Here is a 14790-nt window from a genome sequence, read left to right as displayed (position 1 = left end):
TTAGTGGCCTAGCGCGCGGCCGAGGAGGGCGGCGCCGGCCATCAGGCCGAGGGCGCCGAGGAGGGTGAGGCTCAGCATCGCCAGGATCAGGTCGGAGACGCGGACCGGGGGGCGGCGCCCGGCGACGGCCGGGCGCGGGCGCTGCGTGCCCCGCCTGCGTCGCGGCGAGGGTCGAGCGACGGCTTGGGGGAGGGCGTTACGGATGGCCTAGCCTCCTGCGGCGAAGGTCTGGCCGAGGCCGCCGGCGAGGTGCTCGACGATCGGCCCGAGCGCCAGGGCCGGGAAGAAGGTCAGGCCGCCGACGATGAGGATCACGCCGACCAGCAGCCCGACGAACAGGCCGCCGTCGGTGGGGAAGGTGCCGGACGAGGCCGGCACCGTCTTCTTGGCGGCGAGCGCGCCGGCGATGGCCAGCGCCGGGACGATCACGAAGAACCGCCCGACCAGCATGCCGGCCGCCAGGGTGGTGTTGTAGAAGGTCGTGTTCGCTGCGAGCCCACCGAAGGCCGAGCCGTTGTTGGCGGCCGCCGACGTGAACGCGTAGAGGATCTCGGAGAAGCCGTGCGGGCCGGCGTTGGCGGGGCCGGCGAGCCCCGCGGCGACCACGGTGGCCAGCGCGGTGCCGCCCAGCATCATCAGCGGCAGGCAGAGGATGGCGAGCATCGCCATCTTCACCTCGCGCGCCTCGATCTTCTTGCCGAGGTATTCCGGCGTGCGCCCGACCATCAGCCCGGCGACGAAGATCGTGACGATGACGAAGACCAGCATGCCGTAGAGCCCGGCGCCGACGCCGCCGACGACGATCTCGCCGAGCTCCATGTTGATCAGCGGGATCATGCCGCCGAGGGCGGTGAACGAGTCGTGCATGGCGTTGACCGCGCCGCAGGAGGCGGCGGTGGTGACGACGGCAAACAGCGCCGAGGCCACGATCCCGAACCGGACCTCCTTGCCCTCCATGTTGCCGCCGGGCAGGCCCAGCGCGTTCAGCACCGGGCTTCCGGCGGATTCGGCGCCGTAGGTGATCGCGATCCCGGCCAGGAACAGCACCGCCATCGCGGCAAGGAGCGCCCAGCCCTGGCGCTCGCTGCCGACGCTGCGGCCGAACAGGTTGGTGAGCGCCGCGCCGATCGCGAAGATCGAGACCATCTGCGCGAAGTTCGACAGCGCGGTCGGGTTCTCGAGCGGGTGGGCGGCGTTGGCGTTGAAGAAGCCGCCGCCGTTGGTGCCGAGCATCTTGATCGCGACCTGGCTGGCCACCGGCCCGACCGCGATGGTCTGGGACGCGCCCTCCAGGGTCGTCGTCGCGACCGCGCCGCCAAGGGTCTACGGGATGCCCTGCCAGACCAGGAACAGCGTGAACACGACGCAGAGCGGCAGCAGCAGGTAGAGGGTGCCGCGGGTGAGGTCGACCCAGAACGAGCCGACGGTCCGCATCGAGGCTCGCGAAAAACCCCGGAAGAGGGCGACGGCCAGAGCGATGCCGGTCGCGGCCGACAGGAAGTTCTGATGGGTCAGCCCCAGCATCTGCGACAGGTATGACAGCGTCGTCTCGCCGCCGTAGGACTGCCAGTTGGTGTTGGTGGTAAAGCTCGCCGCGGTGTTGAAGGCGAGGTCCGGTGCCACGGCGCCCTGCCCGTCCGGGTTCAGGGGCAGCACCGCCTGGAGCCGCAGCAGGGCGTAGAGCAGCACGAAGCCGGCCGCGTGGAAGACGAGCATCGCCGTAGCGTAGGCGAGCCAGTGCTGCTCGTGGGTCCGGTCGATGCCGGCGAGGCGATAGAGCCCGCGCTCGACCGGTTCGAGCACGGGCGAGAGCAGGGTCCGCTCGCCCGAGAAGACGCGGGCCATGTAGCCGCCGAGGGGGCGCACGAGCGCCAGCACGACCGCGCAGAAGAGCGCGATCTGGATCCAGCCGTTCACGGTCATGGGTCGGTCCTTCAGAACCGCTCGGGGCGGACGAGGGCGTAGGTGAGGTAGGCCAGCAGGCCGACCGTCACGAGGGCGCCGAGGAACAGGTCGAGGGGCAGGGTCGCAGGCATGGCGATCTCCTCAGAGGCGCGCGCACAGGCCGGCATAGCCGGCAGCGATGGCGAAGAAGGCGAGGGCGCCTGCGAGGAAGGCGAGGTCGAGCATGGAAAGCGTCCGCAACGACGGGGGGCGGCGACGCCGGCGCGGGCCGACCGGTCCGCTTCGACCGATCCGCCCGGCGTCGTGCGTGCCGTGGTCGTCAGATTGGGCGGACGCGCCGTAGGAATGCGAGAGGCGGCCGGCCCCGATTCCATAAGGATCCCATCAGGATCGGGCCGGCTCTTCGGGCGCGACCGTGCAAACCCGTTCGCAGGTCCGCGCACAGCGCGATCCCGAATCGGTCGCCTCGGACTCCTGAATTGCGGTCAGGGAGACGAATACTGAGAACGCGCCGTAGAGACGCAATGTCCGGTGCGGGGCGAAGTCCCGACGGGACGACCGGCCACGATGGCTGTGGCAGCGGGCCGACAACGATTAAAGCTTTGACAAAGAATGATAATCCGGCGCCGCAACACCCGGCTTCGCAGGTTCGAGCGCCGTCGGCATGCGGCCGTTTCGGCCGATATCGTCACGGTCGAGCATTGCTGCCGTCGCGGAAAGGCCGCGTCGGGCGTCGATGGACCGGGTCGAAGCCTGGGAGCGGGGCGAAGAGCGGTGTTGCCCGAATCAATCGATATACTTTAGGTACGTTTTCCGCGGGCTGCGGGCTTCACGCCATGGCACCGCAGTTTCATTCTCGACCGTTGCCCCCTCGTGCGACATACCGCCCATTCGAAAAGTGCGTGGCTGCGCCGCAAGGACGGGGTACAATCGTACCGTGACTTTAGCGCATCTCAAGATTGTCTTTCGAGAGCGCTTGGTCACTTCTACACGCCCGGGCATCCCGCTCGGCGGCACGAACCCGAGTGAGACGAACACGATGTCGACCGCGGAACAGAAGAAGCCCACCGATGCCGACCACACCGTCGGCAGCCGCATCGCGGTTCTTCGTGCCGCCCGCGGGATCAGCCAGACCGCCCTCGGCCAAGCCCTGGGCGTAAGCTTCCAGCAGGTCCAGAAGTACGAGAAGGGCCGCAACCGCGTCGGCGCCGGCCGCCTTCAGACGATCGCCGACCATCTCGGCGTGCCGGTCTCGACCTTCTTCGAGGGCGAATCCGGCGAGTCGCGTTCCGTCGACGAGTCCGCGAGCCTGCCTTTCCTCGGCATCGCCGGCGCAGCGGAGCTGCTGAAGGCCTATTCGGCGATCTCCGACCTGCAGATGCGCCGCGACGTGCTGGCGATGGTGAAGTCCGCCGCCCGGATCGCACGGGCCGGCACACCGGACGCCGCCGCCTCCTGACGGCTACTCCGACGGGCGGCGTCTCGGAGCGGTCGCGCGGTCATCGGTCGGTCGCGCGCGACAACGTGATCGGCGCGCGCGCCGCCGCGCCTATCTACCGCCCTGCAACCCGGACCCGGCTTGCCATCAGGGAGGATCCGATGATCCACGACATCCGCAGCGGCCTGGCCGCACTGGCGCTCTCCGCCTTCGCGTTGTCCGCCACCGTCGCCACGGCTTCGGCGGCCGAGGGCCAGACCTACAAGGCTGCGCTGACGGCGGGCTCGGAAGTGCCCGCCACCGAGAGCAAGGGCACCGGCGAGGTCTCGGCGACCTACGATCCCGCCGGCAAGACGCTGACCTGGAAGGGCAGCTACAGCGGTCTGACCGGCCCGGTGACGGCCGCCCACTTCCACGGTCCCGCCGAGGCCGGGGCCAATGCCGGCGTACTGGTCCCGGTGACCGCCTCCGCCAGCCCGTTCGAGGGCTCGGCCACCCTCGACGACGCCAAGGCGGCCGACCTCGCCGCGGGCAAGATCTACTTCAACCTCCACACCGCGGCGAACCCGAAGGGCGAGATCCGCGGGCAGGTGGTGCGGGCGCCGTAGGCCTTTTCCCCGGCGCGCGCATTCTGTAGGCCGCTCGCCGGGGACGGCCTGCGGAGGCTCGCGCTGTGAAGCAATCGGACGCCATCATCGCCTGGACGCCGGCACGCTGGGCGGAGCTGCGCCCGGACACCGCCGGCCAGGTCGCGGTGCTGCCGGCCCCGGACGCGGAGGGCGCGGCCAAGCGCTTCATGATGCGCGGCGGGGCCGGCTCCTCGGCCCTCCAGGCTCTGACGGGGGAGGCGCGGATCGCACGCCTGTTCATCGACTTCCAAACCTTGGTGGTACGCGACGGCCTCGACCCGCAGGCGGTGCACCGGGCGTTCCTCGCCATCGACGAGTACCGGTTCCGCATCGCCCCCGACACCGAGGGCGCGGAATTCGAGGATCCGCCGGAAGAGGATTGATCGAGCGGTCCTCCGACCCCCGCGCGGGTCACGATCGAGAAAAGACCGACGCGTACCCACGGTTGCCCTAGGTGAGCCTGGATACGTCACGCGCCACGGAGTCTCCCGCGATGCCTCTCACAGCGCCCCTCGTAGCGCCCCTCGTAGCGCCCCTTGCAGCGTCCCCAGTACCCGGCGGCCTGTCCCGCCGCGCGCTGATCGCCGCCGCCGCCCTGATGCCCCTGACCCGGGGCGCGTCGGCGGAGGAGACGCTGATCCGCCGTCCGATCCCGTCGACGGGCGAAATGCTGCCGGTCGTCGGCATCGGCACCTCGCGCCGCTACGAGGTGGCGCCCACGGCCGAGGCCATCGCACCGCTGCGCGCGGCGGTCGAGCGCTTCGTGGCGCTCGGCGGATCGGTGATCGACACCGCCCCGAGCTACGGCACGGCGGAGGACGTGCTCGGGTTGATCCTCCCGGACGGCGCCTTGCGCGACAAGGTGTTCCTGGCGAGCAAGGTCGACACCACCGGCCGCGAGGCCACGCGCGCCGAGTTCGAGCGTTCGCTGGCGCGGATGAAGGTCGCGCGGATCGACCTCGTGGCCGTGCACAACCTGATCGACGCCACCGAGAACCTCGCGGTGCTGCGCGACCTGAAGGCGGAGAAGCGGATCCGCTACCTCGGCGTCACCGTCTGGCGGGACGGGCAGTTCGACGGGCTGGAGCGCGTGATGCGCAACGAGACCCTCGACGCGATCCAGGTCAACTACGCGATCGACAACCGCGAGGCGGCCGAGCGCATCCTGCCGCTCGCCGCCGACCGGGGCCAGGCGGTGATGGTCAACGTTCCGTTCGGGCGCGACCGCCTGTTCAAGGCGGTCCAGGGCAAGGCGGTGCCGGACTTCGCCAAGGCCTTCGGCTGCGAGACCTGGCCGCAATTCTTCCTGAAATACGTCCTCGGCCACCCGGCCGTGACCTGCCCGATCCCCGGCATGGCGAAGGTCGCCTACGTCGAGGACAACCTCGCCGCGGCCCGCGGGCGCCTGCCCGACGCGGCCGAGCGGAAACAGATGGAGGCCTTCATCGATGCGCTCTGACCTTTTCGGACTTTCCCGTCGCGCCGCGCTCATGGCCGGCCTCGCATGCCTCGCGTTTCCGGCGATGGCACAGGAGACATCCAAAAAAATTCGGATCGGCGTGATCGGCTCGGGCAACATCGGCGGCACGATCGGGACCCTCTGGGTCAAGGACGGGCACGAGGTGATGTTCTCCTCCCGCCATCCCGAGACCCTGAAACCCATGATCGAAGCCCTGGGCGACAAGGCCAAGGCCGGCACGCCCGAGGAGGCGATCGCCTTCGGCGACGCGGTGTTCGTGGCGGTGCCGTACAAGGCCTATCCGGAACTCTCGAAGTCCTACGCCGCCGCCCTCAAGGGCAAGGTCGTGCTCGATGCCGGCAACGCCACCAAGGCGCGCGACGGCGAGCTCTACGACGAGGTCCAGGCCAACGGCATCGGCGCGACCTCGGAGAAGTACTTCCCCGGCGCCAAGCTCGTCCGGGCGTTCAACGCGGCCAACTACAAGGTCTTCGCCAAGGAAGGCGCGAACGGCGGCAAGGACCGGGCGGGCGGGCGCATGGCGATCCCGATCGCCGGCGATGACGCGGGCGCGGTCAAGGTCGCCGAGGGCCTGGTGCGCGACGCCGGCTTCGACCCGGTTTTGGTCGGCGGCCTGAAGGACGCGAGCAAGTTCGCCATGGGCTCGCCCGGCTTCGGCCACGAGCAGACCGCGCCGGACCTGCGCAAGACCCTCGGGCTGACGCAGTGACGAGGGCCAATGGGCAACTCCCTCTCCCCTCTGCGGGAGAGGGTGGCCCATGCAGTGGGTCGGGAGAGGGGAGCGCGCTGTCAGGATACGGCGCTCCCCTCTCCCGACCCCTGCTGACGCAGGGGCCGCCCTCCCCCGCAGAGGGGGAAGGGCGCGTCGGAACCGGCTCTGGCAACGGGTTCACGCGATGAGTCACGCCGCGATGCCGACCGAGGCTGCGCCTTCGAACGCCTTCGCGCGCCTGGTCGGCGCCCGGCCCGGGGAGGGGCCGGCGCTGGCTTGGTCCTGGGCCTACATCTTCTCGATCCTGGCCGCCTACTACGTGCTGCGGCCGATCCGCGACCAGATGGGCGTGGCCGGCGGCATCGAGAACCTGCCGTGGCTGTTCACGGCGACGCTCGTCGGGATGCTGGCGCTGAACCTGCCCTTCGCGTGGCTGGTCAAGCGCATGCCGCGCGCGCGCTTCGTGCCGCTGACCTACCGCTTCTTCGCCAGCAACATCCTGCTCTTCGCCCTGGCCCTCTACCTCGCGCCGCCGGACTGGGAGGTGTGGATCGGACGGGTGTTCTTCGTCTGGCTGTCGATCTTCAACCTGTTCGTGGTGTCGATCTTCTGGGCGACCATCGTCGACGTGTTCTCGACGAGCCAGGGCAAGCGCCTGTTCGGCTTCATCGCGGCCGGCGCGACGCTGGGCGCCATCGCCGGATCGGCGACGACCGCCCTGCTCGCCAAGGCGGTGCCGACCTGGGGCCTGATGCTCGGCGCGGTGGTGCTGCTCGAATGCGCGGTGTTCAGCATGCGCGGGCTCGCCCGTCTCTCCGAGCGCCTGCGGCAGGCGCCGTCGGGCGGCCCCGAACAGGGGACCGGTCAGGTGATCGGCGGCAGCGTGTTCGCCGGCGTGACCCGGACGCTGGCCTCGCCCTACCTGCTCAACATCTCCCTGTTCCTGCTGCTGTTCTCGGTCACCTCGACCTACCTGTATTTCCAGCAGGCGGCGATCGCCAAGGCGAGCTTCCCCGACCGCGCGGCGCAGACGGCGTTCTTCGCCGGCGTCGACCTCGCCGTGAACGTGCTGACCCTCGGGGTGCAGTTCTTCCTGACGGGGCGGATCGTGCGGCGGATCGGCGTCGGGCTGACGCTGGCGATCCTGCCGGCGCTGAGCATCCTCGGCTTCGGCCTGCTGGCGCTGGCGCCGTCGATCGCGGCGATCGTCGGCTTCCAGGTGCTGCGGCGGGCGGGCAACTTCGCGATCAGCCGGCCGATCCGCGAGGTGCTGTTCACGGTTGTGCCGCGAGAAGACCGCTACAAGGCCAAGAGCTTCATCGACACCGTGGTCTACCGCCTCGGCGACCAGGCCGGGGCGTGGTCTTATGCCGGCCTGGGTGCCCTCGGGTTCGGCGCGGCGGCGGTCTCGGTGGTGGCGGTGCCGCTCTCGGCGGCCTGGCTCGTCAACAGCCTGTGGCTCGGACGGGCGCAGGAGCGGCGCCACCGCGACGCGGGGACAGGGGACGCGCCGGGCTACGCCGAAGGGATCTGACGGCGAAGGGACCTAGCAGCGGCGGGCGCGGACCCGGACCGGTCGCAGGGCCGGCGCCCCCGTTCGGCCTGCAAGCCCGATCGCCGCCCACCCGGCGAGCGCCGCGGCGACGCCGTGGCCGAGCCATTCGACTAACCCGAGGATCGTCATGGAACCGCCCTCCGAATCGACGTCCAGGCTGGGCGCCGGACGGTTAACGAAAGGTTAATGCCGGGCCCGCCCGATCTCCGGCGACCCCGAAGCGCAGGGCAGGTGCGGGTCCGGTCCGCCGCGACGGGATCTGTCCGCCGCCGCAACCGTTAAGCTCGCATTAACCCTGGCGCTTCGATGGAGCATCGGACGCGGCCCGGCCGAAGGGAGACGAGCGAAGGCATGCGCTGCTGGTCCGCCCTGTGCCTCGCTCCGGTCCTGGCCTTTGCGAGTTTTCCCCTTGCGGGCGCGCCGGCCTCGGCGCAGGAACCGCTCTTCCTGCGCATCCGTCCCGCGGACGCGCCCCCGCCCGCGATCGGCTCCGGCGGAGCCGACGCGGCGGTCGCGGCGGCCCGGGCGGCGCGCGAAGCGGTGTGGGAGCGCAGCACGGTCCGCGCGAACATCGCCATCGCGTCGGTCTGCACCGGCTGCCTCGGCCGCCCGCCCGCGCCGACGCCCCTGCGGCCGGAGCGGCCGCGGCCCGCCGCCCCGCTGGAGGGTGCGCGGACCGCGCCCGCTCCGGCCGACCCATCCCCCGACGCGGTCGCCGGCCTCGCCGGGGACCCGACATCGACCCGAGGTGATCCATGACCCAAGCCCATCCGACCAGCGGCGCCGAGCCCGATGCCGCCTGCCCGGTCTCCCTGGAACTGCTCGGCGAGGTCTACCGGGCCGACGAGTACGACTTCCCCGAGATCGTCGCCGGGATCGCGCCCCTCAAGCGGGCGCAGCTCGCGGCCTACCTCTACGGCAAGAGCCACATGCACCAGCTCGGCCTGAAGGTGGCCCGCGCCTGCGAGCGCGAGGACCTGATCCGGGTCGCGGGCGAGGTCGGCTCGGTGATCCATGGGCAGGCGCACCTCAAGCCCGCGCCCGCGCCCGTCCCGGTGGTCGAGGCCGGCGCGCCGAAGCCGAAGAAGGTCAGCCTCGGGGGGCCTGCGAAGAAGATCAGCCTCGGCGGCTCGGCCGCCAAGGGCCGCAGCTTCGACTAATGCCAAGTCTCATGGGTCAGAACCCATGAGGTCCGGCGGACGCCCGCCGCCCCGCAGTCGCGGGGGCCGAACCTCGATGAGTCGGGCTCACCGAGGTTCGGTATAAGTCGCCCTTCCCTCCGAAAATCTTGAATGCGACGCGGCGGCCGGGCGGGGGAACCTCCGGCGGCCGGGGTCGCTTGTCGAGCGCTGAGCGCCTGGAGTGTCAACGCATGTTCGGTTCCTGGTACAAGCTCGGGATGGACGCCACGATGCTGGCGTTCGAATCCCAGCAGGTGATCGGCATGCGGCTGATCAAGATCGCCGCGGGCGGCGCCGTGGGCCGGGCCGAGGCGCAGCGCATGGTCACCGAGAAGGTGGTGGCGGCGGGCGAGGCAGCGCTGATGGTGGCCTCTGGCGCCTCGACCGCGAAGGTCATCGCCGGTTATCGGCGCAAGGTCCGCGCGAACGCGCGCCGGCTGTCGAAGGGCTGATCCTTCTGCGGGGGAGGGCGGTTTCGCACCGCAGCAACCCGTTAACCGCACCTTAACCACCGGCTTTCATCGTTTCCCAGGGACAGCAACGGGAGACGGACATGGATGTCATCGAGCACCGGGTGCGCGAGCGCGCCTACTACATCTGGGAAGACGAGGGCCGCGTGCACGGCCGCGCGGACGCCCATTGGCTGCGCGCCGAGGCCGAGGTCGCCGCGCCGGCGCCGATCCTGACGATCGAGGCCGTCGCCGCGACCGGCCTGGCGCCGAGCCCGGCCAAGACCCTCAAGCCCCGCGCCAGCCGCGCCAAGGCCGTCGCGAAGCCCGCCGAGGTCGCCGCCAAGCCGGTTGCCAAGACAATATCTGCCAAGGCTTCGGCCTCCAAGACGTCAGCCCCCAAGACCCCCGCTTTCAAGACCCCCGCTTCCAAGACGGCGGCCCCCAAGGCTCCGAAGGCGCTCGCCGGCGCCGGCCTCGCCGCCAAGCCGAAATCCGCCCGCGCCGCCACGGGCGCCAGCCTGCACTGAGGCGCCGCACGGCCCTTCGACGTCGACCGCAAGAGCCCGTCCCTCGCCCGAGGGGCGGGCTCTCGCCGTTCGAAGGGCCCTTGTCGTTCGAAGGGCACTTGTCGTTCGAAGGGCTCTTGTCGCCGTCCTCGCCCTTCTCGGACGGCGTCGGATGCGGGATACCAGGTGCTTCGGCCGCGCGGGACGGGTTCGCGTCTTTCCGAGAGCAGGGTTTTGGTCCGCATGCCAGACGCCGTCGCCGGGAGCGGGGCCGCCGCGCCCGGATCCGCCAAGCTGTCCTTTCTGAGCCACCTCGCCGACCGGCGCATCGCAGCGATGCTCGGGCTCGGCTTCAGCTCCGGGATTCCGTTCCTGCTGGTCTACGTCACGCAGTCGGCCTGGCTCGCGGAGGCCAAGGTGCCGATCGGCATCCTCGGGCTGCTGAGCGAGCTGACGCTGGCCTACAAGTTCAAGTTCCTCTGGGCCCCGTTCCTCGATCGCTACGACGCCCCCATCCTCGGGCGCTGGCTCGGCCGGCGGCGCGGCTGGATCGTCGCCACGCAAGCCGGCGTGGCGCTGACGCTTTCCGGCATCGCCTTCGGCGACCCGGCGCATTGGCTCGCCTGGACGGTGGTGTTCTCGCTGGCGCTGGGATTCGCCGGCGCGACGCAGGACGTGGTGATCGACGGCTGGCGCATCACCGTGGCGCCGGCCGAGCGGCAGGCGCTGATGTCGTCCTTCGCCGAGGTCGGCTGGCGGGTCGGCAACCTCGCGGCCGGCGCCGGCGCGCTCTACCTCTCCGACGCCTACGGCTGGCGCGCCGCCTACCTGTGCATGGCCGTGCTGATGGCGCCTGGCATGATCGCGGCTCTGATGGCGCCGGAGCCGGAATCCGATCGGAACGCCGCCCATGCCAATTCCCAAGCCCGCGCCGGCTTCGTCGAGACCGTGATCGCGCCGATCCGCGAGCTGATCACGCGGCTCGGGCCGATGGCGGTGCCGATCCTCGTGATGGTCGCGGGCTTCCGCATGCCCGGCTACGTGTCGAGCGCGATGGCGATGCCGCTGTTCAAGAGCCTGCACTACTCCAACACCGACATCGCCACGGTGACCAAGCTGTTCGGCTTCGGCATCGCGCTCGCCGGCACGTTCCTGGCGAGCTTCGTGGTGCCGCGGATCGGCATCCTGGCGAGCCTCGTCGCCGGCACCGTGTTCGGCTCGGCCTCGCACCTCGCGCTCGCCTACCTCGCGATCCACGGCGGCGACGGGGGCGGGGCGTTCTGGACCTTCGCCGCCGCCGTCAGCATCGATAGCTTCGCCTACGCCTTCGCCTCGATCGTGCTGATCACCTACATGTCGTCGCTGGCCTCGAGCGAGCACGCAGCGAGCCAGTACGCGCTGCTCACCTCGCTCTGTGCGCTCCCCGGCAGCCTGCTCGCCGGCGCCTCCGGCTTCATCATCGAGGATGTCGGCTTCGCCTGGTTCTTCGTCGGCACGGCGCTGCTCGGCGTGCCGGTGGCGATCCTGTGCGTCTACGTCTGGCGCGTCCACCCGCGCACCGACGCGCCGGCGGGCTGAGGCTCCGACACGCGGCGTGGAACGGGGGCGAAGCTGTGCCGTTGTCCGACGAGACGCATTTGCCGGTGAAGGCGCGAGCGCGCCGCGCGCGCGCCGCCCGTTCCGTCACGAGGATCCGATGACACTCCGCACAGCCGGCCTTCTCCTCGCCCTGCTCGCCGTCCCGGCCGCCGCGCAGGCGCAGGTCTACCGCGACCGTCCGGCGGCGGGTCCCCTCGGTGAGACCGTGCCGATCACAGTCGGCGGGCGCGCGCCCTGGCAGCCGGCCTGGGCCTACGATTCCGGCGGCGACAACGACCGGCGGCCGGAGCTGCCCTACTATCAGCAGGGCCGCGGCCAGCAGACCGGAGGCCCCACCCGCAACCTGCTGCCCGACGACGGCTTGCGCCTCGTCCCGATCCCGCGCTGATCCGATGAAAGCCGCGATCTTCGACATCGACGGGACGCTGCTCGACAGCGTCGACCTCCACGCGGAAGCCTGGGTCGAGGCCTTCCGCCACTTCGGCGTGGAGACCGACTTCGCCGAGGTCCGCAGCCAGATCGGCAAGGGCGGCGACGAGCTGATGCCGGTCTTCCTGTCGGAGGCGCAGCTTCGCGACCAGGGCGAGACGATCGAGGCCTACCGCTCCGACCTGTTCAAGCGGGACTACCGCGACCGGGTGAAGCCGTTTCCGGGGGTGCGCGCCCTGTTCGAGCGGCTTTGCGCCGACGGCACGACCATCGCGCTGGCCTCCTCGGGCAAGCGTAGCGAGGTCGAGCACTACCAGAAGGTGCTCGGCATCGAGGACCTCGTCGACGCGGCCACCAGCTCGGACGACGCCGAGCGCTCGAAGCCCCATCCGGACATCTTTCAGGCGGCGCTGAAGCGGCTCGACGATGTCGATCGCAGCGAGATCGTGGTTTTGGGCGACACGCCCTACGACGCGCAGGCCGCCGGCAAGGCCGGGCTCGCCACGATCGGGCTCCTGTGCGGCGGCTTCCCCGAGGCCGACCTGCGGGCCGCCGGCTGCATCGCGATCTACCGCAGCCCGGAGCACCTGCTCGCGGATTTCGAGGCCTCGCCCCTGGCGAAACGCAAGCTCGGCGACGGGTGATTCGCCAGCTTGCCCACTCTTGTCCCCGCATTCCTGGCATGCGTGTGGCCGGGATGCGACGCAGTCTCGCGCCGGCTACGGACAGCGCGCGATAAGGCTGGCGCCGGCGGCGCGAAAGGCGTAGCCACCCCGCCGGAACTTCCTGGGATCCTTCTGAGGACGGGGCGGATCATGCAACAGACGGCCGAGACCAGCGTACAGACCTGGATCCCCTGCATCGACAGGCCCCTCCACGAGCGGATCGCGGAGGCGGTCCAGAGCCGCGCCACGCCGATCAGCCAACTCCTCCGCCTGATGTCGGCCCTCGACGCCGAGGGCAACGCCCACGAGAACCTGGCCAACGAGAACCTGCGGCTCCAGCTCCGCGCCCGCATCGGCGCGCCGCTGAGCGCCTGACGCCCGGAATCGCGTCGGCGACGGCGACGGCGATGCTTGCGTGTTGAAGTCATCGGCTTCGACCGGCGCAGGCCGGCGGCGTCCTCGAAGCCGGATCGGCGGTTCGGCCCGAGCCCCCGATGCGCTCGCCGCCACGGCGAGCCGTGGCTTAGACCATCCGAATGTCTGGTCGCTAAGGCTGGACCCAGAGGCAGGCCGACTCGCCTTTCACGGCGAGGCATTCGAACGGCGCGCCACCGATCATCGCGCGATGCTCGACCGCCCCGACGTCCGCGCGGGAGACTGCCTTGCATCCGGGCCGGCCGGCGGCCGCGGCGAGGGCGGCCGCGCGATCGGGATTGGCCGTCGTGAGGAGGCGCAGCGAGACGAGCGTGTCGCAGGCGGCGATCCGGTCGTCAGGCTCCGCGTGCGCCGGCGTCACGAGCAGGACGGTGAAGCAGATCGCGGCCCAGCGCGCACGATGTCGGACGTCCCGCGCGATCATGATTTTCCTTCGGCATCCACGGACAGGGCGGCTTGCCCTCCTCTGAAAACGGCAACGCCGTCCGCGGCTAGCGGACGGCGTCGTGTGGCGGCCGGATGCGCTGGCGCGTCCGGGATTCAGCGCTTGGTCTTCACTTTGGCCTTGCGGGCGGCGTAGCGGGCATCGCGAAGTTCCTTCTTCGCAGCGAGCTCGTAGGCTTTGCGCTCCTGCAGCGCGGCGGCCTCGGCGGCCTCGCGGGCGATCTGAGCGGAAAGCTCGGCCTCCTCGCGGGCGCGCTTCTCTTCCGCGGCCTGCTTCTCGGCGGCGATGCGGGCGGCCTCGCGCTCACGGGTGCGGGTTTCGCGGGCCTGGACGAGCTCGGCGCGGGCCTTGGCCTTGGCGATCATCTCGGGGTCGTCGGCCGGGGGGCGCGCCTTGAACTTGGCGAGCAGGGCAGCCTTGGCGGCTGCGGAATGCTGACGGCGGTCGTCGAAATTGCGATAGTCGAATGCGCTCATCTGACCTTTCTCGTACGGTGTCTCACTTCGGGGTTTCGGGAGCGTCCGCGCCGGATCAATCCGTGGGACGGGGCCGGGGGAACGGGCCCTGTAGCAAAGCGTCTTCCGCCCTGCGGCGGATCGAAAAAGCCAATGACCGAGCGCTTGCCGGCATGCAACCTGGACGTCATCGGGAAATCGTGACGAAGCGCGGAAATCGTCGTCGCGCCACCCAAATCCAGCCACGGATGCGGAAATGCCGCAGCGCCGTGACGGCAGGTGACTAGATCGACGCCCCCGGACTTCAAGTCCGGAGGCGTCGTCCGTCGGATCAGGCAGCCTGGAGGTTCCCGGCCGACTGCTTGCCGGTGCGCTTGTCGTTCTCGATCTCGTAGGAGAGCTTCTGGCCCTCGATCAGGTTGCGCATGCCGGCGCGCTCGACCGCCGAGATGTGGACGAACACGTCCTTGCCGCCGTCATCCGGCTGGATGAAGCCGTAACCCTTGGTCTCGTTGAACCACTTCACGGTGCCCGTGCTCATGGCGCCTACCTCCGTCGTATCAGATGTGTTGACCCCGCCGGCCCGAGCGGCTGTCCACGCGTGGGGATGGGCGAAGCAGTATGGATGTCGAGATGGAATGTCAGTCGAAGCGACGCCCTTGCAAGAGGCTAAAGGGACAGCGGGCGGAGCAACCCGGCGGCGGCCGGCAAGCATCGACGCAGTCGCAGAGGTAGGTCGCGCCCGGGCGTCTGACAAGAGTGCGGCCAACGGTGGCGCCGACCGTCGCGGCGCCCGCGGAAGGTTGCCGCAGCCGGCCCGGGCAGATAGGTTCGATCGCGTGCGCGATGGGGTCCTGGCGATCGACCCCGCGCCCGATCGACCCCGGATCCGGCTCGGGCGGGG

Annotated in this window: 19 protein-coding genes and 1 pseudogene; 14 read left to right on the top strand and 6 right to left on the bottom strand. The window is 70.5% G+C overall.

The annotated features are described in order from the left end of the window. Positions 1–207 precede the first annotated feature (207 nt). Positions 208–1923: pseudogene (gene kdpA, locus FV226_RS16400) on the bottom strand (potassium-transporting ATPase subunit KdpA). A gap of 11 nt (positions 1924–1934) precedes the next feature. After that, entirely contained in the window at positions 1935–2036 is a 102-nt protein-coding gene (locus FV226_RS16395; protein ID WP_147754237.1) for a K(+)-transporting ATPase subunit F, read from the bottom strand. Between the two features lie 908 nt (positions 2037–2944). Between FV226_RS16395 and FV226_RS16390 the strand changes: the two genes are divergently transcribed. From FV226_RS16390 to FV226_RS16360, 6 genes are all read left to right on the top strand, one after another. Beyond that, positions 2945–3364, top strand: a complete 420-nt coding sequence (locus FV226_RS16390; protein ID WP_147754238.1) for a helix-turn-helix transcriptional regulator — start codon at positions 2945–2947, stop codon at positions 3362–3364. 140 nt (positions 3365–3504) lie between these two features. Further along, positions 3505–3951: a CHRD domain-containing protein gene (locus FV226_RS16385; RefSeq protein WP_147763739.1), complete on the top strand. Its 447-nt coding sequence runs from the start codon at positions 3505–3507 to the stop codon at positions 3949–3951. A 65-nt stretch (positions 3952–4016) separates the two neighbouring features. Further along, on the top strand, positions 4017–4355 hold the full coding sequence (locus tag FV226_RS16380) for a hypothetical protein (protein ID WP_147754240.1): 339 nt from the start codon (positions 4017–4019) through the stop codon (positions 4353–4355). A gap of 110 nt (positions 4356–4465) precedes the next feature. Further along, positions 4466–5431 (top strand): aldo/keto reductase, encoded by a 966-nt coding sequence (locus FV226_RS16375; protein WP_147763738.1) that lies wholly within the window; start codon positions 4466–4468, stop codon positions 5429–5431. After that, positions 5421–6161 carry an NADPH-dependent F420 reductase gene (locus tag FV226_RS16370; RefSeq protein WP_147763737.1) on the top strand — a complete coding sequence of 247 codons (741 nt, stop codon included), beginning with the start codon at positions 5421–5423 and terminating at the stop codon, positions 6159–6161. Before FV226_RS16375 ends, FV226_RS16370 begins: the two co-directional genes overlap by 11 nt. A gap of 187 nt (positions 6162–6348) precedes the next feature. Then, the gene (locus FV226_RS16360; protein ID WP_147763736.1) at positions 6349–7698 is read left to right on the top strand and encodes an MFS transporter; all 1350 of its coding nucleotides are present in this window, start codon (positions 6349–6351) and stop codon (positions 7696–7698) included. Between the two features lie 12 nt (positions 7699–7710). Here the strand turns inward: FV226_RS16360 and FV226_RS28060 are convergent, their stop codons facing one another. Further along, the gene (locus tag FV226_RS28060; RefSeq protein WP_187278778.1) at positions 7711–7848 is read right to left on the bottom strand and encodes a hypothetical protein; all 138 of its coding nucleotides are present in this window, start codon (positions 7846–7848) and stop codon (positions 7711–7713) included. Positions 7849–8070: 222 nt separating this feature from the next. On the opposite strand from FV226_RS28060, the gene FV226_RS28055 reads away from it, so the two are divergent. The 8 genes from FV226_RS28055 to FV226_RS16320 all read left to right on the top strand — a co-directional run bounded on the left by FV226_RS28055 (position 8071) and on the right by FV226_RS16320 (position 12926). Continuing rightward, positions 8071–8478: a hypothetical protein gene (locus tag FV226_RS28055; protein ID WP_187278777.1), complete on the top strand. Its 408-nt coding sequence runs from the start codon at positions 8071–8073 to the stop codon at positions 8476–8478. Continuing rightward, entirely contained in the window at positions 8475–8879 is a 405-nt protein-coding gene (locus tag FV226_RS16350) for a hypothetical protein (protein WP_147727278.1), read from the top strand. Before FV226_RS28055 ends, FV226_RS16350 begins: the two co-directional genes overlap by 4 nt. Before the next feature lie 212 nt (positions 8880–9091). Then, positions 9092–9352: a hypothetical protein gene (locus tag FV226_RS16345; protein WP_147763735.1), complete on the top strand. Its 261-nt coding sequence runs from the start codon at positions 9092–9094 to the stop codon at positions 9350–9352. 101 nt (positions 9353–9453) lie between these two features. Continuing rightward, the gene (locus FV226_RS16340; protein ID WP_147763734.1) at positions 9454–9879 is read left to right on the top strand and encodes a DUF2934 domain-containing protein; all 426 of its coding nucleotides are present in this window, start codon (positions 9454–9456) and stop codon (positions 9877–9879) included. A gap of 222 nt (positions 9880–10101) precedes the next feature. Continuing rightward, a complete protein-coding gene (locus FV226_RS16335; protein WP_147763733.1) occupies positions 10102–11436 on the top strand; it encodes an MFS transporter in 1335 nt (444 codons plus the stop codon). 118 nt (positions 11437–11554) lie between these two features. After that, the gene (locus FV226_RS16330; protein WP_147763732.1) at positions 11555–11845 is read left to right on the top strand and encodes a hypothetical protein; all 291 of its coding nucleotides are present in this window, start codon (positions 11555–11557) and stop codon (positions 11843–11845) included. A 4-nt stretch (positions 11846–11849) separates the two neighbouring features. Further along, positions 11850–12530, top strand: a complete 681-nt coding sequence (locus FV226_RS16325) for an HAD family hydrolase (RefSeq protein ID WP_147763731.1) — start codon at positions 11850–11852, stop codon at positions 12528–12530. 171 nt (positions 12531–12701) lie between these two features. Continuing rightward, complete coding sequence (locus FV226_RS16320; RefSeq protein WP_147752519.1) at positions 12702–12926, top strand: hypothetical protein; 225 nt, start codon at positions 12702–12704, stop codon at positions 12924–12926. 172 nt (positions 12927–13098) lie between these two features. Here the strand turns inward: FV226_RS16320 and FV226_RS16315 are convergent, their stop codons facing one another. From FV226_RS16315 to FV226_RS16305, 3 genes are all read right to left on the bottom strand, one after another. After that, positions 13099–13410 carry a hypothetical protein gene (locus tag FV226_RS16315; protein WP_147763730.1) on the bottom strand — a complete coding sequence of 104 codons (312 nt, stop codon included), beginning with the start codon at positions 13408–13410 and terminating at the stop codon, positions 13099–13101. A gap of 116 nt (positions 13411–13526) precedes the next feature. Then, the gene (locus tag FV226_RS16310; protein WP_147763729.1) at positions 13527–13907 is read right to left on the bottom strand and encodes a DUF6481 family protein; all 381 of its coding nucleotides are present in this window, start codon (positions 13905–13907) and stop codon (positions 13527–13529) included. 310 nt (positions 13908–14217) lie between these two features. Then, positions 14218–14427 (bottom strand): cold-shock protein, encoded by a 210-nt coding sequence (locus FV226_RS16305; protein ID WP_147752522.1) that lies wholly within the window; start codon positions 14425–14427, stop codon positions 14218–14220. Between the last annotated feature and the right edge of the window lie 363 nt (positions 14428–14790).

The sequence above is a fragment of the Methylobacterium sp. WL12 genome (assembly GCF_008039475.1).
Taxonomy (GTDB): domain Bacteria; phylum Pseudomonadota; class Alphaproteobacteria; order Rhizobiales; family Beijerinckiaceae; genus Methylobacterium; species Methylobacterium cerastii.
Note: the sequence above shows the minus strand (reverse complement) of the source record. Positions and strands in the feature narration are given on the sequence as shown.